The following is a 26,196-nucleotide window of genomic DNA, read 5'->3' on the forward strand; positions in this document are numbered from 1 at the left end:
CAATGACGAATTGCAAACGATATAAGGTGGCGGCGATTGACCTGGGAACGGTGTCGTCGCGACTGGTGCTGGCCCAGGTCGAGGACGGGGCGATCGTGGAATCGTCCAAGCATACCGAGATTACCGACTTGGGCGAGGGCGTGGACGCAACGGGGCGCTTTTGTGAGGCGGCCGTTGGGCGCGTGCTCGCTGCGTGCCGAATGTTTGTGGACGAGGCCCGTGCCTTTGGGGCCGCGTGCATCTGCACCACGTGCACGAGCGCCGCGCGCGATGCGTCCAATGCCGCGCTGCTGCTGGACGGCCTGCGCGAGCTGGGGCTCGAGCCGCAGGTGATTCCGGGCGAGGTCGAGGCGCGCCTGACGTTTTTTGGCGTGGCGCACGACTTTGCCGGCGAGCGCATCATTGTTGCCGATTCGGGTGGCGGATCCACGGAGCTCGCGACGGGCGTCTATGCGCCGGAGCGTGGGGTCTTTGCGCTGGAGGGAACGCGCTCGCTGGACATCGGCTGTCGCCGCGTGACGGAGCGGTTTTTCTCGGCGCTGCCGCCAACGGGCAGCGAGCTTGCCGCCGCTGGCGCGTGGGCAAACGAGCAGTTTGCAGGCTACTTTAAGAGCTTGCCTGTCGACTTTGAGCGAGCCGAGTGCCTGGTCGCGGTGGGTGGCACCGTCACCACGCTCGTTGCGCTCGTTCACGAGCTGGAGCCGTATGATTCGAGTTTTGTGCACCTGCGCGAGCTTTCGTTGGACCAGGTTTCGGCCGCTATCGAGCGCATGTCCTCGCTGGATGTCGCGGGCATCGCCGCGTTGCCAGGCGTGCAACCCAAGCGTGCGGGCGTGATCTTGGCTGGTGCTGTGGTGATTCGCGAGCTCATGCGAGCCGGCGGCTACGACGCGCTCACTGTAAGCGAGAACAGCCTGCTCGCCGGAATGGCCGCCACCATCAACGAGGTTCTCGACGGCGCGACCCCCACCATCGCCTGGACCCCCAGCCTCAGCGCCTTCCAAGAGTAGGCTTTTTGGGATGGGGCTTTTTAGCTGCATCGCCCACTCGAGACTTTCCGCGAATGAGTTTTCTGGGACGTGTCTCTATAGTTTTGTCAACCGCGTGCTTCGCGCCATTTCGGCATGACGCATCCGGACGCCCGGCGCCCCGCTTCCCCTTCGGCTGATCACGCCGCCCGCCAGGCCGCGTACGTCGACCATTGGGACACGAGGCGAAGGCGGGTTAAACTGAAAGGACTGACCCCGGAGGAGTTCCGGAGCCAGTCCTTCGCGGCGTAGTCTTTATTTAAGCCGTCCAAGTTTTGGGATGCAGTTCACCATGCGTGCCTCCGTTCCTCGGGATCGGAATCCCGGGTCGCGAGACTTACACAGACAATTTTATCCAAAAGGTCCCTCCTCCTCCTCCCAGCCAAAGCCGCTAGTGCAGATGGCATCGTCCTTACCGAATTCCACGACCTCCATAGCAGGCGCATCGTACTGATTCTCAGACATTTGCAGGCCTCCTTTCCTCCTGTAATTTTGCAATGCGATTTTCAGTCTAATTCTATGATGACTGGCAGTCAACAAGGGGTCTGACATGCGGAAATCTCTAAATATGCTATGCTATGATAGCATTTATCGGATTCGTGAACGATAACTTTCCGCCTGGGGCCATGTGGCATATTCCGTTGCGCTTGCCAGTACCATCCCCACCAGATGGGAGTAATATGCCGGCTATGGGTTGTTCCGATATGCTGACGGGGCGGTTACCATGGGAATCCCCGCTGCCATTGCGGGCTATCTGAACAGATCGGAAAGACGACGACATTGCTTGAAAGTACCGTTTGCCAAATCATTCGTTCGGCGTTCTCCGAAGACGGGTCGCTGAAGTTGCCGGAAGGCCTTGAGCCTTCGGTTGTGTATGCCGAGTTGCAGGCCCAGGCCATCCCCGGGTTTGCGTTGTTGCCGGGCGGGCTGCTTGACGCCTGTGCCGACAACGCGCTTGCCGCCGCCTGGCTCAACCACGATCTAGGTCGTCGTGCCTTGTTTGGGCATTTGCTTAACGTGCAGGATGAGATGCTTTCCGTTTTGGAGGCAAAGGGTATCCCGACCGTCATCCTAAAAGGCGCGGCGGCGGGTATGCTGTATCCTGATCCGGGTTTGCGCTCCTATGGCGACATCGACTTCATGGTGTCTCCTGCCGATTTTAAGCGCGCCCGCGCTGCGTTGGTGGCCGCAGGTTTTGAGGACAAGGAATACGACGGCGTTTGCGATCACCACGTAGGGTTGGACAAGGATGGCGTGCACTTGGAGCTTCATTGGGAGCCAAACGGCATTCCCCAGGGCACACCTGGTTTGAAGGCCCTGTTCCAGGAGGCGCTCGGACACACGGAAGCAGCCTGCGTGCAGGGGCACAGCTTCCCTGTGTCCCCCCCCATGGTCAACGGCGTCGTTTTGCTGCTTCATGCGCGCAAGCACCTGGCGCTTGGGGGTTTGGGCTTCCGCCAGGTGATTGACTGGATGCTGTTTGCGAAGGCATATCTCGCCCATGATGGCTGGACGGAGTTTTCCGAGCTTTTGGGCGATGAACGTGTTAAGCGCACGGCAAAGTGCCTCACGCGTTTCTGCCAGATATACCTGGGCCTTCCCGAGGAGGGCTTCGAATGGTGCGCCGAGGTGGAGCCCGCTGTTTGTGCCGACCTGCTCGAGCATGTGATGCTGCTGGGTAATTTCGGTAAGAAGATCAAGGGCAAGACCGGTGCTACAGCGCTATCGGGAATCCGAGGCCCCGTCGGCTTTTTCAGGTATCTCCAAAGAGGCGGCGTATGCAACTGGAAAGCCGCGCGCAAGCATGCGCTGCTGCGTCCTTTCGCCTGGGTGTACCAAGCAGGGCGGTGCGTTCGCGTGATTTTGACGCGCAAGGACATCGCGGGTAGCGTGCGTTTCGATATGGAGGAAACCGCCCGCCGCCGCAACCTCGGTTCGCAGATGGGGCTGTATGATCGCTGATAACGAAGCGGTTCCCGTAACCAAAAGCACATTCAAGGAAGTGCTCGCCCGCGACGGCGTGCTCGTGTACCGCACGCGCGGCGTGTCCATGGAGCCTATGCTGCGGCAGGGTCGCGACCTTGTGACCATCAGGGCGGCGAAGCCCGGCGAGCGTTTCCACGAGAACGATGTGGTGCTGTATTACCAGGCGGCTGATAGGTACGTGCTGCATCGCATCGTGGGGGTGGGCCCCGCGGGCTACGTTATCCTTGGCGACAATTGCGTCACCTATGAACGCGATGTCCCGTTCGAAGACGTGCTCGGCGTCCTGGTCTCGTTCGTGCGCGATGGCAAGATGTGCTCGGTCGACGATCCCGATTACCTTGCTTATGTAAGCAAGCTGCGCCGGGGCGAACGCTACCGTATCACAAGGCGTCGGCTGGCCATGCGGGCAAAACGGACGCTCAAGCGCGCGTTTCCCAGACTATCAAGACGTTGGAATCAGCGGAAGCGAGGAAGGGGTAGGTCATGACGCAAAGCGAAGGTAGCGAGCGTCTTTTGAGGTTTAGGCTCGCGGGCGTTCCGGTGCAGGTGGCTTCTCGTTTCGGCTTGCTCGAACAGGTTGGCGAGCCGTATCTAGAGGAGCACGCGGACGATGAGCCCTTGTTTACCGTAAGGGCTAGCGATGACGATCTGGCATTCGATAGGGCGATGGCCCCAGAACACCCCGATCCCTACGTTGAGCTTTGCACCGTGCATCGGCTGATCGCCGAGAAGGTTGCTCCGTTGCGCCGCGTGGTGTTCCATTCTTGTGTGGTCGAGTACGAAGGACGCGCATTCGCCTTCACCGCACGCAGCGGCACCGGCAAGTCAACGCACGCACGGCTATGGATGCGATACCTTGGCGACCAGGGGGCGAAGATTCTCTGCGGGGACAAGCCGTTCCTATACGTCCCCGAGTGTGGGGAACCCATGGTCTACGGATGTCCGTGGACGGGCAAGGAGGGTTGGGGCTATAACGGGCACGCCCCGCTTGCGGGCATCTGCGTGCTTCGCCAGGCACCAACTTGCTCCATCGAGCGCTTGGCTCCAGCAGATGCCTCGGAAACCATCGTAAGGCAATGCTATATACCGCGCAAAAGCCCTATTGGCGCATTGACGGTCTTGAGATGCATCGATCGGGTGCTCGCCGAAGTGCCTGTGTGGGCAATGGGGTGCGATATATCGGAAACCGCTGTCAAAACCTCGTTCGAGGCCATGACCGGGCAGTCATATGCAAAGGTTGTTCGCAAGCAATAGGGAAACGGCATGAAGGGAGTTAGCCATGAACATCAAGAAAGGCTTCGTTATCCAGGAAGTAGGCGGTCAATGGGTTGCCGTCGCAACGGGGGCGGCGGCTGCGGAGTTCAGCGGCATCGTGAAGCTTAACGACACCGCCGCGATCGTATGGCGCGGTATCGAGGAGGGCTTGTCACGCGACCAGATCGTTGCGCGCGTGGTCGAATCGTACGATGTGGACGAGCCGCGCGCGGCCGCCGATGTCGACACCTTCCTGCAGGCGCTTGTGAAGGCGGGGATCGCCTCGGAGTAGGCTACGCCTCTCGGGCGGTAGAGATGCGCCGATTCGGAGGGGCAAACGGCAAAGTGCCCCTTGCTGCGCGGCGCCCGACCCTGTGTCCTTAATCGCGAAGGGCGCTTCGACTGCGGGATCGGGGCTCCCTTCACATCGTGTTTCCCGCAAGGAGGCCAGTCTCGTGGATTCCGGTTCCAAGCTGCATGCCGTTCCCTGGATGATTCGCGTTTTAGGGAGCCGACTCTGGATGGTTGCCGCCCTTGTCGGACTTGAAGTGGTCATCGCCGGTGGCGGCGTCTACACCGCATGGGTGATGCGCGACCTGGTCAATGCTGCGGTTGGCGGCGCTTCTGATGCGCTTCGCCTCAGCGTTGTCGTGTTCGCGGCCGTTTCGGCTGCGTTGATCGCGCTGCAGGCTCTGTATCGCTTTCTGCAGGAACGTGCGCGCACGATGTTCCAGAATATCCTTAGGCTAAGATTCCTCGACAAAGTGTTGCATGCCGAGCTTTCCAGCGTGCAGGCTGTCCACACCGGCGAATTGATGAGCCGCCTGACCGATGATGCGCGTATCGTGGCATCCAACGCCACTACGGTTGTGCCTTCTGCGGCGGGTATGCTTGCCCGGCTTGTCGGAGCGCTTGCGCTGCTTGTTGTCATGGTCCCTCAAATCGCTTGGATGCTCATTCCCGCGGGAATCGTGCTCGCTGGGTTCACGTTGGGCTTTCGTCGCGTGCTCAAACGCCTTCACAAGTGCATCCGCGAAACCGATGGATGCGCACGTTCCCATCTTATCGAGTGCCTTAACAGCCTGCTTGTCGTGAAAAGCTTCCAGAGGGAAGGTTTCGCCGAGCGCGGCGCTGCTGCGCTGTTGGAAGACTATCGGGCTGCATGCATGCGGCGTATTCGATTCTCCAATTTGTGCAACATCGGATTTGGATTGGCCATGAGCGGCGCGTATCTGGTGGCTGCCGCCTATTGTGCATACGGGATCCTCGGAGGCTCGGTGAGCTACGGTACGTTCGTGGCGGCGTTGCAGCTTGTCGGTCAGGTACAGGGCCCGTTGGCTAACATCTCGGGTTGCATTCCGCGGTATTTCGCTATGACGGCCAGTGCCGAGCGTCTGATGGATGCCGAAGCGCTGCCTTATGATGGCGTTGCCGATTCGGAGGAGGGACCCGCAGCGGACGCGACGGGTTTTGCCGGCCTGGAGCTGCGTGGGGTGTCATGCCGATACGGCTCCGAGACGTCCAATGTCGCCGACGCCTGCGGCCCGCGGGCGATTCGTTGCCCCGACATGAACATCGGGCGAGGCGAGTTCGTTGCGTTCACCGGTCCGAGCGGCTGCGGAAAGTCAACCACGCTGAAGGCGATGATGGCGTTTTGCCCTTGCGAAACGGGTGAGTGCTGCGTGCTGCTTGCGGACGGGTCCCGCCAGCCTCTGACGGCGCGCTGGCGTTCCCTTTTCTCTTATGTGCCCCAGGGTAACCACCTTATGGGCGGTACGGTGCGCGAAGCGGTCGCCTTCGGCGATACGGAAGGAGCCTCCTGCGATTTGCGCATGTGGGATGCGTTGCGTATCGCATGCGCCGATTTTGTGCGGGAGATGCCCGAGGGGCTTGATTCGCAGTTGGGCGAAAGCGGTGGCGGCTTATCGGAGGGGCAGGTTCAGCGCCTGGCCATAGCCCGTGCGGTTTTCAGCAATAGGCCCGTGCTCCTATTGGACGAGGCGACCTGTTCGCTAGACCCCGATACGGAACGGCGCGTTCTGCAGAACCTGAGCGCTTTGACGGACAAGACCGTTATCGCGGTAACCCATCGTCCTGCAGCGCTTGAAGTGTGCGACAAGCGCATCGAGTTTTCAGAATGACATCGGGCTTTGGCGTTGCGATGACCTGCGTTGATCCCGCGCCGCAAAAGGCTCCCCTTCTGACTGCTGGACTCTCGGATAAGGCAGATGTATGGGGCTGTCGCATGGTGCAAAACCGCCCCTAACCAGACAAGTCGGCTGATGGCGAGGGGGGCGAACATGAACGACAATCCGAAAGCGGCATCGACGCAGGAAAGCATTGCGTTTCATTTCGACTTCGCCGACGCCACAGACCCCGCAGAACACGAACGACCGCTTATGGAGGGGCTGCGCCGAACGCAGAGCGCGCTCGCCAAGGCGAAGGATGATATAAGGCCATATGCGCATTTCCCTTGGAAAATGTGGGAAACAACTACGTTTTTCCATCGAAAAATGTGCGAGACAACCACGTTTTCCCATCGAAAAATGTGGGAGTATCGCCCGCTCGAGCCTTTTTGCGAATGAGTTTTCTGGGACGGGGATTAAAAAATCATTGTGTACCTAATGATTTTTTAATCCCCGTCCCAGAAAACTCATTGGGTGGGTGGAGTGGCAAAAGTAGCTAAAAAAGCCCCGTCCCAAATGAGCTACTTTTCAGAAGTGCGGGGCAGCCGGCGCCCTCGCCGGCTCGCTGCGGACGCTGCGCGTCCGCTTGACGCTCGCCCCCTCGCGGGTTCGAGCCCCATCGGCGTTCAAAAGAAACGAGCCCGCATCCCTTGGGGATACGGGCTCGAAAGCTTCATATGGTAGGGGCGGTGGGACTCGAACCCACAATCCTTGCGGCGAGAGATTTTAAGTCTCCTGCGTATGCCAATTCCGCCACGCCCCCGTAAGATTAGAAGTCTAGCACAAGCCGTCCGTTACGCGTTGACGGCCATCGAGTGTTGGCCCGACTTCTCGAGGAACTCTTGGAACTTTGCCTCATCGCCCTTGTTTTGGTACTGCAGGGCCAGCAGGTACTCCAGTCGGCAGCGCTTGACCGGGTCGTTGCCGACATCCTCGAGCATGCGCTCCAGCTCGGGAATGTCGTTGTGGCGCTTGAGGATCATCGTGTCGTACATCAGCTGGCATTCGTGCGCGACTGCCTCGGCTTGGCCACCCTCAAAGCCCTTGATCTCGTGCAGCAGCTCCTTGGACTTTTTGCGGTCCTCCTGGCCAACGTAGTAGTTAAAGGCCTTGATCACCAGATCGACGCGCTGCATCTTGGGCAGGTTGAGCCCCAGCAGCAGGTCAAACATCTCGTCGGCGCGCTCGTGGTCCTCGCGCAGCAGATAGGAGTTCAGGCGCAGGTAGTCGCGGTTGTAGCGCGGGTACAGCATGCTGGTGAGTTTGCCGTCGAGCAAACGATCGAACTCGTCCCACTGTTTGGCGGCCATGAGCCGCTGCAGGCGTTTAAACGTGGTGCGTTTTTTGATGCTAAAGAGCAGCGACACGACGATACAGATGACAACGACGACGGTCCAGAGTGTGCGGGAATCGGGCATATTGAGCTCCTCGGTCGCTCGTAAAACAAGCGGTATGACAAAACGTACTAGATGTATTATACGCAGCGTGCAAGCAAACTGGCACAAAAGTGCATCGAGGCCGAGCGCCATCGCTCGCTGCGGTACACTTACCTAAAGTAAACCATGAAGGGAGACATTACCTATGAAGAAGATCGTTTTGGCTTGCGGTGCTGGCGCTGCTACTTCCACGCTCGTTGCCCAGAAGGTCGCCACCATGCTCGACGCCAACGGTTACGCCGGCAAGTATGAGATCGTGCAGTGCGCCATTTCCGAGGCCAAGGACGCTTGCGACGAGGGCGCCGACCTGCTGATCGCCACCACCGTTGCCCCCGAGGGCCTCACCTGCCCGTACGTGAGCGGCGTGCCCTTTATGACCGGCATGAACCGCGTCGCTGCCGAGAAGGCCGTTCTCGACGTCATGGCTCAGTAGACGCTGCCTGTATGAACGAGCAGAACGCCAACCCGGTCGAGCTCTTTGGCATGCGCGTTGCCCATGTGGGCATTAACGCCACCGACCCGGCAAACGCCCTGGAGATCGCGGAGCTGTTCTCGACGATGATGGGCCTGCCCGTCAGCGAGACCCCGATTTCGTACTTTAACGACTCGCTGGTCGAGATCATGAAGCAGAACGGTCGTGGCGCCAAGGGCCACATAGGCTTTGCCGTCAACGACATCGATGCTGCCGAGAAGTGGTTTGCCGAGCACGGGCTCGAGGTCAACGAGGAGTCGCGCGTGCTGCTGCCCGACGGCGGCACCAAGCTTGTGTACTTTAAGCGCGAGTTCGCCGGCTTCGCCGTGCACCTGTGTCGCGAGTAGCGCGCAAGCTGCTATAACGAAAAAAGGGATAGGGCCGCATGGCCCTATCCTTTTTTATGCCGAGGGGTCGACCTTTTGAGGGGACATGAAATCGGGGTCTAATACTTTTCCCGAGAAGTGAACGAGCAGAATTGGACCCCCGAAGCATCGACACTTTGAGGGTACCGTTTCCTGCGGTTTTGATGCTGGAATCCTGCGACTTTCCCGTCGAAAAATGTGGATGCTTCAGGGGTCCAAATACGCTCGTTCACTTCTCTGGAAAAGTATTAGACCTCGATTCACGAGGGGGCTTCCTACCGTGGCAGGCGAATCGTAAAGCGGCTGCCGACGCCCTCGACCGAGGTCACGCCAATGGCACCGCCATGGCTATCGACAATCCACTTAGCAATGGCAAGCCCCAGGCCCGAACCCTGCGCGCCGGCATCGCGTGCGTTGTCGGCGCGGTAGAACCGTTCAAACGCGTGAGCTGCGGACTCCTGGTTCATGCCGATACCCTCGTCCTCAACACTTATGTCGATCGCGCCCGTGCCCGTATCGGGAGTTATGGCAAACGTGACGGTCGTTCCCGCGTTCGAATACTTGGCGGCGTTCTGCACGATCACGCGCAGAGCCTGCTTCACAAGCGCCACGTCGACAGGTGCGTCGCAGCGCGGATCGTTGGCAAATGCAGCGTCAAAAGCCAGCCGATACGTGTGCGCGGCGTCGATCATCTGCGATTCCTCGCACACCTCGCCGACCAGTGCGGCCAGGTTGGTATGCGCACGCCGCAGGACCGTGCGCCCGGCATCGCCGCGTGCCAAAAACAGCAGCTGCTCCACGAGTTCCTGCATATGCTCGCTTTCGGCCTTGAGGGACGCGATGGATTCCGCCAGCACGTCCGGGTCGTCTTTGCCCCAGCGGTCGAGCATGTTTACGTAGCCCTGAATCACCGCGATGGGCGTGCGCAGCTCGTGGCTTGCATCGTTGACAAAGCGCATCTGCTGCAGCTTGGCCTCTTGCATCTGGCGCAGCAGCCGGTTGAGCGCGACCTCGATGCTTGCCAGGTCGGCGTCGCCGGTGGTGACGCTCGGCGAGTCGACACTCGCGCGCTCGATGGCCTGCTCCAGTGTTTCCATCTTGCCGCCGGAGAGTTGCATGCGGCCGAGTTCGTCCACGCGCAGGGCCAAGTCGTTGAGCGGTGCCATGGTGCGACGCACGTGCCTTGCGCCGCCGAGCATGTTGAGCACGCTGATGACCTGCCAACCCACAACGACAAGGTAGAGAGGCCATAGCGCGACGAGGTCCTGCGCGAGAGGGAAAGTCTTGGTGGTACGCGCAAGCTCGACAGTATAGGTGAGCGTTGTCAGGTCCCAGTCGCGCGCGGGCTTCAGCGACATGCCTTGAACAGTGGCGCCGGGGATCCATCCTGCGGTAAACGCGCTGTCGGGCAGCGTCTGGTTGTATCCATAGACGAGGATCGCCGCTGCAATCACCATCAGCAGCAGATCGAGCCAGACGTAGCTCATCAGGCGGCGCCATATATAGCTCCAGTTGATGGCGCGGGCGATGGAGGTGACACGCTTGGCCTCGGCGTTACGCACGGCAGACATAGCCCACCCCGCGCACGGTCTGGATGATGCGGGCGCCGCCGGCGTCCTCGATCTTGGCACGCAGGTGCGCGATGTGCACGTCGACGTTGTTGGTGTCGCCCACGTATTCGTAGCCCAGCGCCTCGTGCGCGATGCGCTCGCGTGTGAGCACGGTTTCGGCATGTGTCATAAGCAGGGCGAGAACGTCGAACTCGCGGGCCGTGAGCGCGATGGGCGAGCCGCCGACCGTGACTTCGCGGCGGTCGGGGTCGAGCACGACCGAGCCCACGGTGAGCGCGGCGGGGGAGGGCGCGACGGAAGCCTTGGTCGACTCACTGACCGGGGACACCGCAGCGGCATCGCCGCCCGCGCCGCCCTCCATGCCCGCCCCAGCGCCGGCGCCGCCAACGCCCGAAGCCGCCCGCACGGCCTCCGCGCGCTTCAGCGCCACGCGAATCCGTGCGAACAGCTCCTCAATCGCAAACGGCTTGGTCAAGTAGTCGTCGGCACCGGCATCGAGGCCGGCCACCTTGTCCATCACGGCATCGCGCGCGGTGACCATAATCACCGGCACATCCTTGTGCTTGCGGACACGCCGCAAGACCTCCATGCCGTTGAGCTGCGGTAACAGCACATCGAGCAGAATCAGATCGTAGTCGCGCTCCAGCGCCAAGTCCACGGCGGTGCGGCCGTCGGCGGCGTGCTCCACCTGGTAGCCCTCGTGCTCCAGCTCGAGCGTCACAAAGCGGGCGATTTTCTCCTCGTCCTCTACGATCAGGATCTGTGTCATGCGTGTCCCCGTCTGCGATTACTTGTCGTCGTTCAGGTTTTGCTTGATGTCGTCCGCGGCGTCGGCGGCGTGATTCATAAGGTTGTTGATGCTGCCGGGCACGTCGCCGTCGCTATCGATGCGGTAGCGCATGCCAAAGAATAGGCCAATCAGCATGAGCCATATCGTGGCGCCCCAGGCAAACAGGGCGACGATGGGGATCAGAATGGGAATGTTGAGGATGATGGCGTCGCGGCGCGTGGCGATAAACTTGGTGTCCAGGCTCAGGCGGAAGAGCTTTTTGAGGTACTCCCACACGCTGTCCATCTTCTTGGAAAAGTCAGTCTTTTCGCTCGACTTCTCGTAGGCTGCCTGCGCGGCGACCATCTCGGCCGAGGGTTCATCGACCGGCTCGGATTCGGTGGCGGCGTGCGCCGATGTGGTCTGGGTCTTGCCTTGCGACTCGAGCCAAATGATGGCGTCCAAAACGTTGCCGTCGGCGGCGTCGAGCGCGGCCTTGGCATCGGTGTAGCTCACGTTGCACTTGGTGCGGATGGTTTCAACTTTTTCGAGGTCGTCCATGACCTGTCCTTTCGTTCGATGGGCGCGACGCCAGGCGATCTGCCCGGGCGCGAGCGTTGCGTTCGGCGGTCTGCGTTGCGCGACGCCGCCCCGCCCTTGGTCGAACTTTATAGTGCAGGTTATAGATTAAGCGATTCTTGAGCCAAGATTAATGTTGGATGAGTTTTTGGGTGCTGTGGGCGCAGGCAGGCTTTGAGGCAAGCGCAGACTGAGCGGCTAGAGCCCAGGCGTAAATTTGTGTCCGCACGGCGAGATATACTTTTAACCATGTTGAGGGGCGTGACAGGACAAGGTTGACCGGCGCCCGCGAAATCAGAGGGGCCGCCGCGCCGCATGGCTCAAACGAGCGGGACCCTGACGCAAACAGGAGGCCATACGTGCATATCTACGCTATGAGTGACATTCACGGATGCTTGGACGCCTTTAAAACGTCGCTTTCCACCGTCGACCTCGATGCCGAGGATTCCAAGCTGGTTTTGCTTGGCGATTACTGCGACCGAGGCCCCGATTCGCTCGGGGTCTTCGAGCTCATCATGGACCTGCAAAAGCGGTACGGCGATCGCGTCGTGGCGCTGCGCGGCAACCACGAGGAGATGTTCCTCGAGTACATTGACGAGGTGAAGGACCCCAATTTCACGCAGGCATGGATACTTGCCGACAGCAATCTGGCAACGGCCAAGAGCTTCTTAGACGCCGAGGCATTCAAGCACGTTAAGCACCTTTTGAGGCTCAGGGAGTTCGAGGAGGCCTACGCCTTTACGGTTGAGCGCATAAAGGCCGAGCACGCGGACATAATCGCGTGGGTTCGCAAACTCCCTTACTTTTACGAGAGCCCCTTCGGCCAGGTCTTTGTGCACGCCGGCGTTGACGAGGAAGCCGGGGAGGATTGGAAGCTTGGCACGGCTGTCGAGTCGCTAACCATGATGCCGCCCGATTACGTGGGGCGTGAGTTCTATCTGGATGTTATCGCCGGGCATATCAACACCGAGGCTGTTTCGGGCATTGCGGGCTATCGCGGCATCTGGCATGACGGGGCCAGCCATTTCTACATTGACGGGAACGTAGTCCAGCACGGCGAGGTCGTCGTGCTGGACTACGACTCGGAGACAGGGAAGTACAGCGGGCAAGGACTGGAGTAGGTTGGAGGGCGATTATTTGCCTTTCTATTAACGCAATGATCTATTAAGCCATTCATTCATTCTTCCAGAAGGATATTTTCTGACCCGCTTTCCTTCCTTTGTATTTAAGCGAAGTTCGGGTTTGATAGAGATGCCGCAGTATTCGGGTTTGACAGAGATAACGCAGTAAAACTGCAGCTCTGCTGCATTCAAATCTATCTTGTCCAATTTTTTAATATACCGATAAAGGCAATGATATTCGTGCTGTTCGTTGCCTAAGGCGTGGGCGACATCGAGGTAGGCGAGCAGGGAGATGAGTACGTGCCACTGCTGATCTAAAACTGTTTTACCATTCTCGTCTTCGGTAAAGGGGTCAAAGGCGTCGAGTTCAGCAACCGCATCTTTGTCAAAGCAAAAGTGGTAATGTCGCTGATCGTCGGTGTGGCACTTAAGCGCAAGGTAGAAAACAGCATCGTCTGCTGATGCCTTTATGCTGTTGTCTTCGTACCATTCATCCCATCTGTCTTCTTTAAGGGCAGATTCCATTTCTTTAAGCTTATTTTCCTTAAGTTTATTTAGCTCACGTACGGTGTCGCCCAGCTGATAGGCTTGGTCACTATGAGGACTGTTTTCGGAAATGTTATTGCAAGGATCGTTGCACCATTCAATAAAGTCCTTGACGTCTATTGGATTGGTATAGAACTCTCCGGTGGAAGACGCGTTTTTGCATATAGTGCCGACGCGGTCGAAAAAATCCCTGATATCGTTCAAATCGGCGAGCTTGGCTTCGTCCATATCTGGATTCCTTTCTCATCAGGAAACATGTCTCATTATAGGCATGCCTGCGGTCGTAGCGGCTAGGGGTGCCAGTGCTAGTGAGGGTTCCAGAGAAGGAAGCGGCGCGCCCTCGGGGCAGCAAAGAATCAAGGCCTAATACTTTTCCCGAGAAGTGAACGAGCTAAAACGGACCCCCGAAGCATCGACACTTTAGAGGTGCCGTTTCCTGCGGTTTCGATGCTGAAATCCTGCGATTTTGCCGACGAAAAATGTGGATGCTTCAGGGGTCCTAAAACAGACGTTCACTTCGCGGAAAAGTATTAGACCTCGATAGCGGGGGATGGGGTGCCGGTGCAAAACGGCGTCAAGGGTTGGTCGAGCAGGCGGTTTCTCCATTGATGTCCGCACGGCATGTGACACTTACCCTGCCGCCCTGCTCTGCCGCGGCGGCATGTGCCCAAACAACGGCCCTCTAAGGAGTCCGATATTGATGAGTGACAACACCAAGCATCTCGCAAAGAAGTGCGTCAAGGACGCGGGGCCGTGCCTCGCGCTGTGCGTGGTCGGCGCAGCGGTCGCGCTGTTGGCTGTTCTGGGACCATTCGACGTGCTCCGAAGCGCCATCTCTCTGCGCGTTTGCATGGCCCTTGCCGGCGCTATGATGACCGGCGGCGTGCTCGATCTGGTTTTTTGGGTGCTTGACCCGTTTGGATGGAAGAACGAGGGGTAAGCCCTAAGGGATGGAAGGGCTGGAACGATTGGCTTAGTGATCGTGCAGAATGTGGGCTAGCGACTTGCAGGGAAGTGGTAATCCGATGACGGTCTATGTGACGGGCGATATTCACGGCGGCCTCGACATGCAAAAGCTGCGCGACTGGGATCTTGGGGATAGTCTGACGAGCGATGACTATCTGATTGTCGCGGGCGACTTTGGCTTTCCGTGGGATTTCTCTGCCGAGGAATGCATCGATATCGCCTGGCTGGAATCGCGTCCCTATACCGTGCTGTTCGTCGACGGCAATCACGAGCGTTTCGATCACTGGGCGGAGCGTCCCATGGAGCTGTGGCACGGCGGGCTGACGCAACGCCTGTCGGATACCTCTCCCATACGGCGCCTGACGCGCGGCGAGGTTTTTGAGCTCGACGGCTCAACGATCTTTACCATGGGCGGCGCCACGAGCGTGGATAAGGAATACCGCATTCCCTATTCCAGCTGGTGGCCACAGGAGCTGCCGGACGAGCGCAGCTTTGAGGAGGCGCGGACAAAGCTCGACAGCGTGGGCTGGAAGGTTGACTACGTGGTCACCCATACCTGCTCTACGCGCATGCTTTCGCCCACGCTCTATCCGGGGCCTGGCTGGAATTACCCCGCCGTTGATCGGCTTACGGCATTTTTCGATGAGCTGGAAGACCGCTTGGACTACAAGCGCTGGTACTACGGGCATTTTCATCGGGATGCCAACCCTGCCGAGCGCCATACCGTGCTCTACGACTGCATCGTTCGCTTGGGCGACGAACTCCAGCCCTGGGACGTTGCGTAGGGGCGAGGTATTTGGCTACTCGGCCGTTACAGCGATGTTCTCGCGGTGCGCGCGGATGACATTCCAGCTAAAGTGCTCGACCAGCTGCTCGGCAGAGCGCGGCGTGGTGTCCGGCGCGATGCCCGTTTGCCCGGCGAGCCAGCCCAGCAGCGCCTCGGGTGTGCCAAAGCGTGCGCGTAGCTCGCCCAGGTCCAGGTCGCGGTCGCGCTTGGATAGACGGCGGCCGTCCGGCGACATGAGCAGCGGAATGTGCGCGTAGTGCGGCGTGGGAAGTCCCAGCAGATGCTGCAGATAGATTTGGCGGGGCGTAGAGCCCAGCAGATCGCATCCGCGCACGACCTCGGTGACGCCCATGGCAGCGTCGTCGACCACCACGGCTAGCTGGTAGGCAAAAACGCCGTCGCTGCGGCGCACCAAAAAGTCGCCGCACTCGGTGGCGAGTGCCTCGCATTGGGCGCCGTACGTGCGGTCCACGAATTCGATCACGTCGCCGGCGAGGTCATCGACGGCGGGCACGCGCAGGCGCGTGGCGGGAGCGCGCAGGGCACTGCGGCGGGCAACCTCCTCGGCAGAAAGGCCTCGGCAGGCGCCGCGGTAGATGGGCGTGCCGTCGCTGGCATGCGGCGCGCTCGCGGCGTGGAGCTCGGCACGCGTGCAAAAGCAGGGATAGGTGAGGTCGGCGTCATTCAGCCGGCGCAAGGCGTCCTCGTACAAGTCCAGGCGATCGTGCTGGTAGTAGGGGCCTTCGTCCCACTCAAGCCCCAGCCAGGCCAGGTCGTCAATCAATTGGGCGGCAAGTTCCGGGCGCTTGCAGCGATCGTCCAGATCCTCAATGCGTAACACGATGCTGCCGCCTTGGCTTCGGGCCGAAAGCCACGAGCACAGGCAGCTGAACACGTTGCCCAGGTGCATGCGGCCCGAGGGCGATGGGGCAAAGCGGCCCACGACGGGCGTGAGGGCGGGGGCGAGCTTGCTGTTGGACGCCGTCGACGTGGCCACGGCGTGTGTTGCTATGTTGCATGCGTTGATATCCATGCGGACGAGTATAGCGCGGGGTGAGGTGGGGGGCGTCGTCGATGCTCGCGAGTTGCCGAGGCTGCGTGTTGTGCGCGGCGGGCACCGACTCAACACCTCGATTACCGCCCCAAGCTCAGCCCCTTTAACCCCTCAAACAACAGAAACCCCGGCAGCTCTTCGCAACTGCCGGGGTTTCCGCGGAAAAGGGGGACATGATCCTCGAGCGAACGGCAAAGGGGCAAACCGGTTTCGCTCAACTGCTTTATGCCCCTCGGCTGGCGGCTCAATCAGCGCGTGCCACGCCCACACAAAGCTGCTACACCTGTGACGGAGCTGTGAAGTGGTATCTATTGCTGGCGCGGGCCATGCCAAGGGTGTCCCTCATGACTAGTCATTTAAGAACGTCCCCAATGACTACCCAATGATTAGCTGCTGGCGGCAGGCATGACTTTCATCCCGTTTGACGCTCCGGTCGCCTAGATGTTCGTCATGTGTACCCGCAAACGTGGGACAATGGCGCTGTTGGTTTTACAGACAAAGGATGTGCCTATGAACGCCCCCGTTGCCAATGCTTGTCGGCAGCGCTGCCTGCTTGCGCGATTTGCTTCCATTTGCGCACTCGTCGCGTGCGTGTTGTTGCCGTTGCCCGCCGTTGCACGTGCCGACGGGTATTCCATGACCCAAACCTATATCGGTGCCACGGTTGAGGCCGATGGATCGCTGACCGTTGTCGAGGGGCGCCAGTTTGATTTCGACGACGACATCAACGGCGTGTATTGGGATATCAATACGGGCACCAACCAGCAGGGTGGTACGGCGGGTGTCGATGTGCTGAGCGTCGAGGAAGATGATGCCGCGTTTAGCAGGGTTGACTATGCAAACAAAGGCGACAACGGCGTCTATACGGTTGAGCAGTCCGACGGCGGCGTAAAGATCAAGGTGTTCAGCCCCCACGAGAGCGGCGACAGCGCGATCTATTACGTGAGCTACACCATGACCGGTGCGGTTATGAACTGGTCCGATACCGCCGAGCTTTACTGGAAGTTTGTGGGCGACGGCTGGTCTGCGGACTCCGATGACGTCGAGATGGAAGTTTACTTCGCAAATGCCGCTGCCGGAACGGCGGCCGTCAAGGGCGATAACTTCCGTGCATGGGGCCACGGTCCGCTCACGGGCGACGTGTCGCTCGACGCGGACGAGCCCATGGTCACCTATACCATACCCTGCGTGCATCAGGGTGAATTCGCCGAGGCGCGCATCGCCTTCCCCAGCGATTGGGTGCCGCAGCTCGCCGCCTCGGGCAAGGAACGCATGTCGACAATTCTGAGCGAGGAGAAGGCGTGGGCCGAGGAGGCCAACGCCCGCCGCGCTCACGCCCGCATGATCGCCAATGCACTTGCCGTGGTTAGCGTTGTCGCGGCGGTGGCCTTTACCGGCACGATCGTCGTGCTCAAGTTGCGCCGCCGCAAGCCCAAACCGCTGTTCCAGGACGAATACTTCCGCGACGTGCCCTCGGCCGACCATCCCGCCGTGCTTTCGGCCCTCATGAGCTGGAACGAGGTGCCCGATCAGGCATATATCGCCACGCTCATGAAGCTCACCGACGATCGCGTGATCAAGTTAGAGGAGGCAATCGCGACCAAGGGCAAGAAGGGCCTGCTCCATCGCGAAAAAGAGGAACAGACGTATCGTGTGACGGTGAGTGATGCGGGCTGGAGGTCGGCCAAGGGCATTGACCGCATGGTGCTCAAGGTTTTCTTTGCCGGTGCTAAGCCCGACGAGAACGGCGATCGCTCGCGCACGTTTGACGAGCTGCAACACTATGTTAAGCAGCACGCTACGCCCGTGGGCGACAAGCTCAAGGACTATCAGAGCACCGTTAAGGGCAAACTGGCCGATAGCGAGTACGTTGCCTCGGACGGCATTGTCGCAATGGTGTTTTGCCTGGTTCTTGGTACTCTGATCGCCTTTGTTCCCGTGGGATCCATCTTCTTTACCGACGGCGCACAGGTGAACATTGTCGCCGCGGTTATCTCGGTGCCGATTGTGCTGGTGGGTATTGGCGTGGGCCTTACGTTCCGCCGCCTTACGCCGGAGGGCGCCGAGGTGGCGGCTCGCTGCAAGGCGCTCAAGCATTGGCTCGAGGACTTCACGCGTCTAAAGGAAGCCGTCCCCGGCGATCTGGTGCTGTGGAATAAACTTCTGGTGATGGGTGCGGCGCTGGGCGTTTCCAAGGAAGTTCTGCGTCAGCTTGCCGAGGCCGTGCCGCCCGAGGTGCGCGAGGCCGACGGCTTCTACGACAATTACCCCTGCTACTGGTGGTACTACCATCACTACGGAAACCAGTCTCCGCTCGATTCGTTCGATGGCGTGTATCACGAGAGCATCCGTGAGCTGGCTTCGAGTTCCGATAGCTCGAGCGGCGGCGGCGGTGGTGGCTTCTCGGGCGGCGGGGGCGGCGGCGTCGGCGGAGGCGGCGGCGGAACGTTCTAACGGTCCTAAAATATGGGATGGGCTTTTCTCGGCAGCCGTCGGGGAAAGCCCATCCCCTTTTTATGGGCCAAAATGCGCCGATCTTTTACTTTTGCCCACCGCTATTTGCAGAATCCTCTATAGGGTGATGCCAGCGAGGGTTTCGGTGACTCTTTTGTTCAAGACTGTCCCCGGCGACTAGTCATTTAAGAACGTCCCCAACGACTAGGTGTGGTTGCTGCCAAGGAGTGTCCCGGGGCGCCGGCACAAAGGGGACGTCCCTAACTGCCGGTTTTAGGCTGTCAGGTCGAGTTCGTAGAGGAAGCTTTCGCGCGGCATGTCGTGGCGGCGCTCTTCGCGGTTGGCGCGGTGCGTGGCCGTGCGCTTAAAGCCGTGCAGCTCGTAGAACTTCCACGAGCAGTTGGAGTCGGTATACAGGTGCGCTCTCGACGCTCCGCGCGAGGACAGGTGCGAGACCGCGGCATCGAGCAGAACCGAGCCAACGCCCAGGCCGTGGACATCGCGATCCACGGCAAGCAACGTGACCTCGTTGTCATGCGGCAGCGGGCTGCTCTCGAGCAGGCGGTTGTTGGTCCGAATGGTGGCGCGCACAAACGAGAGATACTCGGCACAGGCATCGGGCTCCAGCTCACGCATCTGCGACAGCAATGCGCGTTCGGTATCCATCCAATACTCCTTAACGGTGGCGCCGCTGCTTTGCCCCGCACGTGCGAGTGCAATGCCGCGCGCCTGGCCGTCGATTACGGCGACCTGCGAAAACGTCGAGGAAGAAAGGCAATAGGCGAGGTCGCACGCGGCCTCAAGGCGGTTGTACTCTTCGTTATCCGAATTGTTATGCCAAAGCTGCTGCAAGATCAGCGCGATGGCGTCGAAGTCTTCGGTATCAAACGGTCGGTAGAGAACCCGCGAGACCATAGTGCCTCTTTCTATTGCGGATGCATATCGAGCACAGTTCTACCATGCCATTGGCATCTAATTATGGTGCCCCTGTGTTCCATCAACTCACCGTGCCCAGTGGCGCTCCTGCAACCCCCGCTCGCAAGCTTTTTCTGCACATGCGCCCGTTACGGGGTGCATCGATGCGCTCGATGCGCTACATTGAATCAGTATTTTCAATGCCGCTGCGCGAGCGCTGCAGATCGACGTATCACCGACTCACAGAGCACGGCGGCGTACCAGACAGGAGGACTGCATGGGATCTGATGTGAAGATCGCACGCGCGTTGATCTCGGTTACCGATAAGACGGGCGTCGTCGATTTCGCACGGACGCTGGTTGACGACTTTGGCGTCGAGATCATCTCTACGGGCGGCACGGCTCGTGCCATCGAGGACGCGGGCGTTCCCGTAACCCCCATCGAGGAGTTCACGGGCTATCCCGAGATGATGGACGGCCGCGTCAAGACGCTGCACCCCAAGGTTCACGGCGCGCTGCTGGCTCGCCGCGATTCCGAGCAGCACATGCAGGAGGCAGCTCAGCACGGCATTAAGCTGATCGACCTGGTCGTCGTCAACCTGTACGAGTTCGAGAAGACCGTCGCCAACCCCGAGGTCACCTTTGCGGATGCCATCGAGCACATCGATATCGGTGGCCCTTCCATGCTTCGCTCTGCCGCCAAGAACGCCGCGAGCGTTACCGTCATCTCCGACCCGGCCGACTATGATGCCGTCCTGGCCGAGATGCGCGAGACCGGTGGCTGCACCACGCTTTCCACCCGTCGTCGCCTGCAGGTGAAGGTCTACCAGACCACCGCCGCCTACGACACGGCTATCTCCCGTTGGCTTGCTGCCCAGGCAAGCGACGTGGCGGACACCTCTGCCAAACTCGAGGTCTCGCTGGAGAAGGTTGACGACCTGCGCTATGGCGAGAATCCTCAGCAGAAGGCTACGGTCTACCGCTTTGCCGATGGCTGCGAGAACTCCGCGAGCTCGCAGTTCCCGCTCGTGGGCTCCGAGCAGATTCAGGGCAAGCCGCTCAGCTACAACAACTATTTGGACGCCGATGCCGCTTGGAACCTGGTTCGCGAGTTCGACGAGCCTGCCTGCGTGATCCTCAAGCATCAGAACCCCTGCGGCTCCGCCGTTGCCGAGGACATCACGGCTGCCTACGACCGCGCCTTTGCCTGCGATCCCAAGAGCGCTTTCGGCGGCATCATCGCCTGCAACCGCGAGGTTCCCTTTGAGCTGGTTGAGCACTTTGCCGATCAGAACAAGCAGTTCGTCGAGGTCATCATCGCCCCGAGCTACACCGCCGAGGCGCTCGAGCGCATGGCCAAGCGCCCCAACCTGCGCGTGCTGGCTACCGGCGGCGTGGACCACGGCGCCAAGGTGGAGCTGCGCTCCATCGACGGCGGCATGCTGGTGCAGGAGGTCGACCACGTGATCGAGGATCCCGCGACCTTTACGTTCCCCACCGACCGCAAGCCCACCGATGCCGAGATGGCCGAGCTTGAGTTTGCCTGGAAGGTCTGCAAGGGCGTCAAGTCCAACGCCATCCTGGTCTCCAAGGGTAAGGCCGGCATTGGCATGGGCCCGGGCCAGCCCAACCGCGTTGACTCCGCACTGCTTGCCTGCGAGCGCGCCGAGGACTTCTGCGAGCGCGAGGGCGTGGAGAAGGGCGGCTTTGCCTGCGCAAGCGACGCGTTCTTCCCGTTCCGCGACAACGTCGACGTGCTTGCTGAGCACGGCGTGACCTGCATCATCCAGCCCGGCGGCTCCAAGCGCGACGATGAGAGCATCCAGGCCTGCAACGAGCATGGCATCGCAATGGTCTTCACGGGCGCCCGCCACTTCCGCCACTAATGATCGTTACGCGGTTTTACCAAACCGCGTAACTGCTCGACGCTGTGCCGGCCCCAAGCACCTCATCTCGCCGCTCAAACCGTCGCTCGCGTACAGAAGTACGCGTCGCTCCTCTTTCGCGGCGACCTGAGGCACTTGGGTCCGGCTCGCTGGCTTATGCTCCACCAGCGGTATTGGCTCGCCCCGAACTAAAGCTATCTATTGCCGCCTGTGCCGGTTGGTGCAGGCGGCTTTTTTGGGTATAACGGTGCGGTGTATGTTTTTGAGAAAGGTTGGATATGGCCGTTGTGGATGATGCCGAGCTGTTTGGCAATGCCGAGGACCAGCGTGCGTACGAGGACTTTTGCGCCAATCAGGAGGCGGTCGAGAAGTTTACGCTCGACAAGCCCGCGCTTGTCTGCCGTTGGCGCATGTCCAACAAAAAGGTGCCCATGCTCAACCGTCACATTCGTGCGCTGTCCGAGCGCCTGGTGCAGGGCGAGCCGCTTACCCATAACATGCTCAGCTGGGCCAAGCAGCACGTTGAGTGGTCGCTTGCCGAGGGCGATTACACCGCGCGCGACGGCGTGCTCATGCTGGTGATCGACGTTAACGGCAATGCCGCCATGACGGTGGGGGAGTACGAGCCGCTGGCCGATACATCGGCCAAGGCGCTGCGTGCCCGCTCCGCCGAGGCCCGCTCCGAGGCCGACGAAACCGGCGTGGCGCCCGAGCTGCTCGCCGCCGTCAACAACGGCGAGCTGGTCTTTGTGGCACCGGCGGACGAGTGCCTGTGTGGCACGGCAACGCTTATCGAGCAGCTGGCCCAGACCAAGGGCATCCCGGTCACGCGCGTGGACATTCCCGCGCAGCTCAAGGGCGCGCTGTTCCTGGTGAGTGACGAGCACGGCGTGGTCCCTGCCGCCGAGACGGACGCCGTCGAGTCCGACGCCGCTACGGTTGCCTTCTTTGCCGAAGGCTACGAAAAGCTCCGTGCCCGCCGCTAAATGATTTTCCTGGGACGGGGATTTAATAATCATTTGATCCTCGCTCCCGTTGCGAGCGAGGGGCGAGCCAAACGCTTTCGTTCGCGAACAGTTCTGTCACCTTGGTGCCTCGCGAGGCACGCACCTGCGGCTCCGCGGTCATAATGGGGCAAGACAACCAAGAGGGGAGCGGAATCCATGGCGCTGATCTATGTCGTTGAGGACGACGAGCGCATTCGTCGTGAGCTTGTCGACATCCTTGCCCGCGCCGGGTTTGAAATCGAGGCCTGCGAATCGTTTGAGCATGTCTCGCGCGATATCCTTGCCGCCGCGCCCGACCTGGTGTTGCTCGACCTCACGCTTCCCGTCAAGGACGGCCAACATATCTGCCACGAGGTTCGCCACGAATCCGAGGTTCCTATCATCGTCCTCACGTCGCGCACGACCGAGATCGACGAGGTCATGGCCATGACGCTTGGCGCGGACGACTTTGTTCCCAAGCCTTACAGCGCCCGTGTGCTCGTGGCGCACATCAATGCGTTGCTGCGCCGCACCGCGGCGGCGGGCGATCGCAGCACGCTCGTCCACAAGGGGCTGGAGCTCGACCTCGCCCGCTCCATGGTCACCAATACGGCAACCGGCGACAGTACCGAGCTCACCAAAAACGAGCTGCGTATCCTCTCGCTGCTCTTGGGCCGCGCGGGCAAGATTGTCTCGCGCTCGGCTATCATGCAGGACCTGTGGGACTCCGACGCCTTCGTGGACGACAATACGCTCACCGTCAATATCAACCGCCTGCGCACCACGCTCGAAAAAATCGGCATCAAGGGGTATTTGACGACGCATCGCGGCCAAGGCTATTCGGTCTAGGAGCCGGTTATGTCGTTTGCCAAGTTCTTTAAAGATGCACTGCTTCCCATTGCCGTGTGGACCTGCGGCGTGCTGCTGAGCTGTTTTGTACTGACGGTCGCCGGCGCCCCGGCATCCATCGTGGTCGTGGCGGTCGGTGTGTCCTTTATCTTTGGCATGCTGGGCATCGTGATCGAGTACGTGCGCCGTCGTCGTTTTCTGTGCCAGCTGGAGCGCGCGGCAGAGGAGCTGGGGAGCCCCGCTTGGGTGCAGGAGATGGTGCAATGCCCGACCTATGCCGAGGGCGAGCTCGAATATGAGGTCTTGCGCCGGGTGGGCAAAGCCGCTTGCGACGAGGTGGCGGAAGGCCGGCGCCAGACCGATGACTACCGCGACTATATCGAGAGCTGGGTCCACGAGGCCAAGCTGCCCCTGGCGGCGGCTCATCTGATTTTAGAAAACCTGGACGGCAGCGAAGACGACCTGTCGCGCGTGGATGACCTGGGTCGCGAGCTGGCTCGCGTGGAGCGCTATATCGATCAGGCGCTGTACTATGCGCGCTCGGAAGTCGTAGAGCGCGACTACCTAATTCGCCGCTGGGGTCTCAAGAGCTTGGTGACGGGCGCGATTAAAGCCAACGCGCGCGAGCTCATTGCGGCGCACGTGGCTCCGGTGTGCGAGAACCTCGACTTTGAGGTGTTCACCGACGAGAAATGGCTCGAGTTTATTCTGGGCCAGCTCATTCAGAACAGCATTAAATATGCGCGTGAGGACGGCGCGAAGATTGTGTTTTCGGGTGCGTTGCTGGACGAGGGCCTGGCAAACGAGCGCATCGAGCTTACCGTCGCGGACAACGGCTGCGGCGTGAGCGCGGCTGACCTGCCACGCGTGTTCGAGAAGGGCTTTACCGGCGATAACGGCCGCACCACCAAGCGCGCAACGGGCATCGGCCTCTACCTGGTGGCGCGCCTGTGCTCCAAGATGGGCATCGACGTCACCGCGGCATCCGACTCCGGCGAAGGCTTTGTCGTAACATTCGCTTTCTCGACCAACAAGTTCCAATACTTCGAGTAGTCGGGCCGTCTTGTGGTGCGGATGGCTATGTTCCCGAACGTGAACATAGCTATGAGGCTCTAAAAAAATCACCCAAAAAAATGTGCCGCCCAACCAGGGCGGCACGCCATCTCTCTATTCAGCTAACTCGCTGAAGTACGGTGACGAAGGCGCAAGGCCGGGAGGGGTTATCTAAGCCGACATCCCGCAGCCGCGAAGCGGCGAGGACGTCGGCGTGATAACCCCGCAGGCCTTGCGCCGGCGGGAAGGAACCTACTTCACGACCAGAATGTCGCAGTCGGTGTTGCGCAGCAGGAATGTCGAAATCGAACCCAGGAGCGCATACTTGATCGAGGAAAGGCCACGAGCGCCGCAGAGCACCAGGTCGGGCTTGACCACGTCGAGCATCTCGTCCTTGAGCGTCTCGCGAATACGGCCGGCGCGAATCATGACTTCGACCTCGGGAATGTTGGGATTAGCCTTGGCCTCTTCGAGCTGCTTGGCGATGGAGTTCTTAAAGGCCTCCTCCAGGCCGTTGACCAGATCGACCGGATAGGAACCGGCGCTCTCGAGCGCCGTGGAATCGATGACGTGACCGATGATCAGCTTGGCGCCATTGTTTGCGGCGACCTTGATAGCGCGTGTGAGCACAAAATCCTGCTGCTCAGTACCGTCGAGTGAAACAAATACCTTGGTATAGCCCTCGTTCATGGTTTCCTCCTTGGTCTATCGCACGGGCGCGGGGCTCGTGCATCGGACGACGTGTTGGCCGCCGGACACTTTAGCTTGTTGCAGTTATACCCAAGGATTTCGGTTTGACCGCTCGCAATTCTGTGAACGGGCGAGATTTTTGGTAAGGGTGGGCGCGGCCGCGGCCGAACGGTTGATAATGGGACATCGCCCGCAACCGTCCGCAGAACAACTATCGGCGGGTGACAAACGAGGGGGTCCCTTTGGATATCATCGAGCTTCTAAAATCTGCCTTCATGGGCCTGGTCGAGGGCATCACCGAATGGCTGCCCGTTTCGTCGACGGGCCACATGATCTTGGTGGACGAGTTCGTCAAGATGAATGTGAGCGAGACATTCTGGAATATGTTCCTGGTCGTGATTCAGCTTGGCGCCATTTTGGCCGTCTGCGTTCTGTTCTTCTACGACTTAAATCCGTTCTCGCCCAGCAAGGGCAAGGAGGGTCGTCGCGACACCTGGGTGCTGTGGGGCAAGATTGTGCTTGGCTGTATTCCCGCCGCGGCGATCGGTCTGCCGCTCAACGACTGGATGGAGGAGCATTTCTATAACGCTCCCGTCGTGGCGCTGGCGCTCATCGTGTACGGCGTGTTGTTTATCGTGATTGAGAACTGGCGTGCGAGTAAGCGCGAGAACGCCGCTCTTGCCGATTCGTTTGGTTCGCGTGCTGTGGTGGCGGGCGGGCGTCCCGCCGGTGCACACTTCGCGGCGCCTGCGGCGGATATTACCGAAGACAATGACGATGACGAGGATTTGGACTTTGGATCCATCGCCACGCTCGAGGACCTGAGCTGGAAGACCGCATTGGGTATCGGTTGCTTCCAGGTGCTTTCGCTGATTCCGGGCACATCACGCTCCGGCTCTACCATTATCGGCGGCCTGCTGCTGGGCTGCACGCGCTCGGTGGCGTCCAAGTTCACGTTTTTCCTGGCCATTCCCGTTATGTTTGGCGCGAGCGCGCTCAAGCTGGTTAAGTACTTCGTTAAGGGCGGTACGTTTGGCACCAACGAGATTGCCATTCTGGGCGTGGGCTGCGTCGTGGCCTTTGTGGTTTCGCTTATTGCCATCAAGTGGCTCATGGGCTTCGTTCGCCGTCACGACTTTAAGTGCTTTGGCGTCTACCGCATTATTCTGGGCATCGTGGTGCTCGCGTACTTCTTTGTTCTGGAGCCTATGCTCGGCCTGTAACTTGGTTGACGCTGCGCGGCG

Annotated in this window: 27 protein-coding genes and 1 tRNA gene; 19 read left to right on the forward strand and 9 right to left on the reverse strand. The window is 60.2% G+C overall.

The window, feature by feature from the left end; all coding sequences use genetic code 11:
* The first annotated feature begins 2 nt into the window (after nucleotides 1-2).
* The 8 genes from ACTQ48_RS04725 to ACTQ48_RS04760 all read left to right on the forward strand — a co-directional run bounded on the left by ACTQ48_RS04725 (nucleotide 3) and on the right by ACTQ48_RS04760 (nucleotide 6,853).
* Nucleotides 3-1,010, forward strand: a complete 1,008-nt coding sequence (locus tag ACTQ48_RS04725) for a Ppx/GppA phosphatase family protein (RefSeq protein ID WP_441570265.1) — start codon at nucleotides 3-5, stop codon at nucleotides 1,008-1,010.
* Nucleotides 1,011-1,124: 114 nt separating this feature from the next.
* Nucleotides 1,125-1,280 carry an IS3 family transposase gene (locus ACTQ48_RS04730; protein ID WP_441015977.1) on the forward strand — a complete coding sequence of 52 codons (156 nt, stop codon included), beginning with the start codon at nucleotides 1,125-1,127 and terminating at the stop codon, nucleotides 1,278-1,280.
* A gap of 528 nt (nucleotides 1,281-1,808) precedes the next feature.
* Nucleotides 1,809-2,990 (forward strand): nucleotidyltransferase family protein, encoded by a 1,182-nt coding sequence (locus ACTQ48_RS04735; RefSeq protein WP_441570266.1) that lies wholly within the window; start codon nucleotides 1,809-1,811, stop codon nucleotides 2,988-2,990.
* Entirely contained in the window at nucleotides 2,980-3,501 is a 522-nt protein-coding gene (locus ACTQ48_RS04740) for a S24/S26 family peptidase (protein WP_441570267.1), read from the forward strand. The genes ACTQ48_RS04735 and ACTQ48_RS04740 overlap by 11 nt, the downstream gene beginning before the upstream one ends.
* Nucleotides 3,498-4,268, forward strand: coding sequence for a hypothetical protein (locus ACTQ48_RS04745; protein ID WP_441570268.1), 771 nt, complete (start codon nucleotides 3,498-3,500; stop codon nucleotides 4,266-4,268). The genes ACTQ48_RS04740 and ACTQ48_RS04745 overlap by 4 nt, the downstream gene beginning before the upstream one ends.
* A gap of 25 nt (nucleotides 4,269-4,293) precedes the next feature.
* Nucleotides 4,294-4,560, forward strand: a complete 267-nt coding sequence (locus tag ACTQ48_RS04750) for a PqqD family protein (protein WP_349117025.1) — start codon at nucleotides 4,294-4,296, stop codon at nucleotides 4,558-4,560.
* Nucleotides 4,561-4,723: 163 nt separating this feature from the next.
* A complete protein-coding gene (locus ACTQ48_RS04755; RefSeq protein ID WP_441570269.1) occupies nucleotides 4,724-6,409 on the forward strand; it encodes an ABC transporter ATP-binding protein in 1,686 nt (561 codons plus the stop codon).
* Between the two features lie 159 nt (nucleotides 6,410-6,568).
* Entirely contained in the window at nucleotides 6,569-6,853 is a 285-nt protein-coding gene (locus ACTQ48_RS04760; RefSeq protein WP_441015998.1) for a hypothetical protein, read from the forward strand.
* 279 nt (nucleotides 6,854-7,132) lie between these two features.
* On the opposite strand, the gene ACTQ48_RS04765 is transcribed toward ACTQ48_RS04760, so the two are convergent.
* Nucleotides 7,133-7,217 (reverse strand) — tRNA-Leu (locus ACTQ48_RS04765).
* Nucleotides 7,218-7,248: 31 nt separating this feature from the next.
* A complete protein-coding gene (locus ACTQ48_RS04770; RefSeq protein WP_154515083.1) occupies nucleotides 7,249-7,872 on the reverse strand; it encodes a hypothetical protein in 624 nt (207 codons plus the stop codon).
* Between the two features lie 163 nt (nucleotides 7,873-8,035).
* On the opposite strand from ACTQ48_RS04770, the gene ACTQ48_RS04775 reads away from it, so the two are divergent.
* Both ACTQ48_RS04775 and ACTQ48_RS04780 read left to right on the forward strand, forming a co-directional pair.
* Nucleotides 8,036-8,323 carry a PTS sugar transporter subunit IIB gene (locus tag ACTQ48_RS04775; RefSeq protein WP_055252380.1) on the forward strand — a complete coding sequence of 96 codons (288 nt, stop codon included), beginning with the start codon at nucleotides 8,036-8,038 and terminating at the stop codon, nucleotides 8,321-8,323.
* Between the two features lie 11 nt (nucleotides 8,324-8,334).
* A complete protein-coding gene (locus ACTQ48_RS04780) occupies nucleotides 8,335-8,709 on the forward strand; it encodes a VOC family protein (protein WP_441570270.1) in 375 nt (124 codons plus the stop codon).
* A 293-nt stretch (nucleotides 8,710-9,002) separates the two neighbouring features.
* On the opposite strand, the gene ACTQ48_RS04785 is transcribed toward ACTQ48_RS04780, so the two are convergent.
* Genes ACTQ48_RS04785 through ACTQ48_RS04795 form a run of 3 tightly spaced genes read right to left on the reverse strand, consistent with a single transcriptional unit; the run spans nucleotide 9,003 to nucleotide 11,628 of the window.
* Nucleotides 9,003-10,298 (reverse strand): sensor histidine kinase, encoded by a 1,296-nt coding sequence (locus ACTQ48_RS04785; RefSeq protein WP_441570271.1) that lies wholly within the window; start codon nucleotides 10,296-10,298, stop codon nucleotides 9,003-9,005.
* Complete coding sequence (locus ACTQ48_RS04790; protein ID WP_441570272.1) at nucleotides 10,282-11,067, reverse strand: response regulator transcription factor; 786 nt, start codon at nucleotides 11,065-11,067, stop codon at nucleotides 10,282-10,284. Before ACTQ48_RS04790 ends, ACTQ48_RS04785 begins: the two co-directional genes overlap by 17 nt.
* A gap of 18 nt (nucleotides 11,068-11,085) precedes the next feature.
* Complete coding sequence (locus tag ACTQ48_RS04795; protein WP_055252376.1) at nucleotides 11,086-11,628, reverse strand: hypothetical protein; 543 nt, start codon at nucleotides 11,626-11,628, stop codon at nucleotides 11,086-11,088.
* Nucleotides 11,629-12,005: 377 nt separating this feature from the next.
* Between ACTQ48_RS04795 and ACTQ48_RS04800 the strand changes: the two genes are divergently transcribed.
* Complete coding sequence (locus tag ACTQ48_RS04800; protein ID WP_441570273.1) at nucleotides 12,006-12,767, forward strand: metallophosphoesterase; 762 nt, start codon at nucleotides 12,006-12,008, stop codon at nucleotides 12,765-12,767.
* 27 nt (nucleotides 12,768-12,794) lie between these two features.
* On the opposite strand, the gene ACTQ48_RS04805 is transcribed toward ACTQ48_RS04800, so the two are convergent.
* A complete protein-coding gene (locus tag ACTQ48_RS04805) occupies nucleotides 12,795-13,541 on the reverse strand; it encodes a hypothetical protein (RefSeq protein WP_441570274.1) in 747 nt (248 codons plus the stop codon).
* A 472-nt stretch (nucleotides 13,542-14,013) separates the two neighbouring features.
* Between ACTQ48_RS04805 and ACTQ48_RS04810 the strand changes: the two genes are divergently transcribed.
* Nucleotides 14,014-14,253 carry a hypothetical protein gene (locus ACTQ48_RS04810; protein WP_441570275.1) on the forward strand — a complete coding sequence of 80 codons (240 nt, stop codon included), beginning with the start codon at nucleotides 14,014-14,016 and terminating at the stop codon, nucleotides 14,251-14,253.
* Between the two features lie 85 nt (nucleotides 14,254-14,338).
* Entirely contained in the window at nucleotides 14,339-15,064 is a 726-nt protein-coding gene (locus tag ACTQ48_RS04815; protein WP_441570276.1) for a metallophosphoesterase, read from the forward strand.
* Between the two features lie 15 nt (nucleotides 15,065-15,079).
* On the opposite strand, the gene gluQRS is transcribed toward ACTQ48_RS04815, so the two are convergent.
* Nucleotides 15,080-16,099 (reverse strand): tRNA glutamyl-Q(34) synthetase GluQRS, encoded by a 1,020-nt coding sequence (gluQRS, locus tag ACTQ48_RS04820; RefSeq protein WP_441570277.1) that lies wholly within the window; start codon nucleotides 16,097-16,099, stop codon nucleotides 15,080-15,082.
* Between the two features lie 531 nt (nucleotides 16,100-16,630).
* On the opposite strand from gluQRS, the gene ACTQ48_RS04825 reads away from it, so the two are divergent.
* Nucleotides 16,631-18,574: a DUF2207 family protein gene (locus ACTQ48_RS04825; RefSeq protein ID WP_441570278.1), complete on the forward strand. Its 1,944-nt coding sequence runs from the start codon at nucleotides 16,631-16,633 to the stop codon at nucleotides 18,572-18,574.
* Nucleotides 18,575-18,847: 273 nt separating this feature from the next.
* Here ACTQ48_RS04825 and ACTQ48_RS04830 read toward each other — a convergent pair whose 3' ends face one another.
* Nucleotides 18,848-19,489: a GNAT family N-acetyltransferase gene (locus ACTQ48_RS04830; protein ID WP_441570279.1), complete on the reverse strand. Its 642-nt coding sequence runs from the start codon at nucleotides 19,487-19,489 to the stop codon at nucleotides 18,848-18,850.
* Nucleotides 19,490-19,766: 277 nt separating this feature from the next.
* Between ACTQ48_RS04830 and purH the strand changes: the two genes are divergently transcribed.
* The 4 genes from purH (at nucleotide 19,767) to ACTQ48_RS04850 (ending at nucleotide 24,262) form a co-directional block, all read left to right on the forward strand.
* On the forward strand, nucleotides 19,767-21,374 hold the full coding sequence (gene purH, locus ACTQ48_RS04835; RefSeq protein WP_427794233.1) for a bifunctional phosphoribosylaminoimidazolecarboxamide formyltransferase/IMP cyclohydrolase: 1,608 nt from the start codon (nucleotides 19,767-19,769) through the stop codon (nucleotides 21,372-21,374).
* A gap of 278 nt (nucleotides 21,375-21,652) precedes the next feature.
* Complete coding sequence (locus ACTQ48_RS04840; protein ID WP_427718908.1) at nucleotides 21,653-22,360, forward strand: hypothetical protein; 708 nt, start codon at nucleotides 21,653-21,655, stop codon at nucleotides 22,358-22,360.
* A gap of 177 nt (nucleotides 22,361-22,537) precedes the next feature.
* Complete coding sequence (locus ACTQ48_RS04845) at nucleotides 22,538-23,209, forward strand: response regulator transcription factor (RefSeq protein ID WP_154515056.1); 672 nt, start codon at nucleotides 22,538-22,540, stop codon at nucleotides 23,207-23,209.
* Nucleotides 23,210-23,218: 9 nt separating this feature from the next.
* Nucleotides 23,219-24,262 (forward strand): sensor histidine kinase, encoded by a 1,044-nt coding sequence (locus tag ACTQ48_RS04850; protein ID WP_441016067.1) that lies wholly within the window; start codon nucleotides 23,219-23,221, stop codon nucleotides 24,260-24,262.
* A gap of 252 nt (nucleotides 24,263-24,514) precedes the next feature.
* On the opposite strand, the gene ACTQ48_RS04855 is transcribed toward ACTQ48_RS04850, so the two are convergent.
* Complete coding sequence (locus ACTQ48_RS04855; protein WP_154515052.1) at nucleotides 24,515-24,952, reverse strand: universal stress protein; 438 nt, start codon at nucleotides 24,950-24,952, stop codon at nucleotides 24,515-24,517.
* 242 nt (nucleotides 24,953-25,194) lie between these two features.
* Here ACTQ48_RS04855 and ACTQ48_RS04860 point away from each other — a divergent pair, with 242 nt between their 5' ends.
* Nucleotides 25,195-26,175: an undecaprenyl-diphosphate phosphatase gene (locus ACTQ48_RS04860; protein ID WP_441031338.1), complete on the forward strand. Its 981-nt coding sequence runs from the start codon at nucleotides 25,195-25,197 to the stop codon at nucleotides 26,173-26,175.
* The last annotated feature ends 21 nt before the right edge of the window (nucleotides 26,176-26,196 follow it).

This window comes from Collinsella sp. Sow4_E3 (assembly GCF_052116285.1).
Classification (GTDB): domain Bacteria; phylum Actinomycetota; class Coriobacteriia; order Coriobacteriales; family Coriobacteriaceae; genus Collinsella.

What these genes read in the sequence shown, in the direction of transcription:
- ACTQ48_RS04725 (WP_441570265.1), top strand. Translation starts at nt 3, where the DNA reads ATGACGAATTGCAAACGATATAAGGTGGCGGCGATTGACCTGGGAACG.
- ACTQ48_RS04730 (WP_441015977.1), top strand. Translation starts at nt 1,125, where the DNA reads ATGACGCATCCGGACGCCCGGCGCCCCGCTTCCCCTTCGGCTGATCAC.
- ACTQ48_RS04740 (WP_441570267.1), top strand. Translation starts at nt 2,980, where the DNA reads ATGATCGCTGATAACGAAGCGGTTCCCGTAACCAAAAGCACATTCAAG.
- ACTQ48_RS04745 (WP_441570268.1), top strand. Translation starts at nt 3,498, where the DNA reads ATGACGCAAAGCGAAGGTAGCGAGCGTCTTTTGAGGTTTAGGCTCGCG.
- ACTQ48_RS04750 (WP_349117025.1), top strand. Translation starts at nt 4,294, where the DNA reads ATGAACATCAAGAAAGGCTTCGTTATCCAGGAAGTAGGCGGTCAATGG.
- ACTQ48_RS04760 (WP_441015998.1), top strand. Translation starts at nt 6,569, where the DNA reads ATGAACGACAATCCGAAAGCGGCATCGACGCAGGAAAGCATTGCGTTT.
- ACTQ48_RS04770 (WP_154515083.1), bottom strand. Translation starts at nt 7,872, where the DNA reads ATGCCCGATTCCCGCACACTCTGGACCGTCGTCGTTGTCATCTGTATC.
- ACTQ48_RS04775 (WP_055252380.1), top strand. Translation starts at nt 8,036, where the DNA reads ATGAAGAAGATCGTTTTGGCTTGCGGTGCTGGCGCTGCTACTTCCACG.
- ACTQ48_RS04780 (WP_441570270.1), top strand. Translation starts at nt 8,335, where the DNA reads ATGAACGAGCAGAACGCCAACCCGGTCGAGCTCTTTGGCATGCGCGTT.
- ACTQ48_RS04785 (WP_441570271.1), bottom strand. Translation starts at nt 10,298, where the DNA reads ATGTCTGCCGTGCGTAACGCCGAGGCCAAGCGTGTCACCTCCATCGCC.
- ACTQ48_RS04790 (WP_441570272.1), bottom strand. Translation starts at nt 11,067, where the DNA reads ATGACACAGATCCTGATCGTAGAGGACGAGGAGAAAATCGCCCGCTTT.
- ACTQ48_RS04795 (WP_055252376.1), bottom strand. Translation starts at nt 11,628, where the DNA reads ATGGACGACCTCGAAAAAGTTGAAACCATCCGCACCAAGTGCAACGTG.
- ACTQ48_RS04805 (WP_441570274.1), bottom strand. Translation starts at nt 13,541, where the DNA reads ATGGACGAAGCCAAGCTCGCCGATTTGAACGATATCAGGGATTTTTTC.
- ACTQ48_RS04810 (WP_441570275.1), top strand. Translation starts at nt 14,014, where the DNA reads ATGAGTGACAACACCAAGCATCTCGCAAAGAAGTGCGTCAAGGACGCG.
- ACTQ48_RS04815 (WP_441570276.1), top strand. Translation starts at nt 14,339, where the DNA reads ATGACGGTCTATGTGACGGGCGATATTCACGGCGGCCTCGACATGCAA.
- gluQRS (WP_441570277.1), bottom strand. Translation starts at nt 16,099, where the DNA reads ATGGATATCAACGCATGCAACATAGCAACACACGCCGTGGCCACGTCG.
- ACTQ48_RS04825 (WP_441570278.1), top strand. Translation starts at nt 16,631, where the DNA reads ATGAACGCCCCCGTTGCCAATGCTTGTCGGCAGCGCTGCCTGCTTGCG.
- ACTQ48_RS04830 (WP_441570279.1), bottom strand. Translation starts at nt 19,489, where the DNA reads ATGGTCTCGCGGGTTCTCTACCGACCGTTTGATACCGAAGACTTCGAC.
- purH (WP_427794233.1), top strand. Translation starts at nt 19,767, where the DNA reads ATGGGATCTGATGTGAAGATCGCACGCGCGTTGATCTCGGTTACCGAT.
- ACTQ48_RS04840 (WP_427718908.1), top strand. Translation starts at nt 21,653, where the DNA reads ATGGCCGTTGTGGATGATGCCGAGCTGTTTGGCAATGCCGAGGACCAG.
- ACTQ48_RS04845 (WP_154515056.1), top strand. Translation starts at nt 22,538, where the DNA reads ATGGCGCTGATCTATGTCGTTGAGGACGACGAGCGCATTCGTCGTGAG.
- ACTQ48_RS04850 (WP_441016067.1), top strand. Translation starts at nt 23,219, where the DNA reads ATGTCGTTTGCCAAGTTCTTTAAAGATGCACTGCTTCCCATTGCCGTG.
- ACTQ48_RS04855 (WP_154515052.1), bottom strand. Translation starts at nt 24,952, where the DNA reads ATGAACGAGGGCTATACCAAGGTATTTGTTTCACTCGACGGTACTGAG.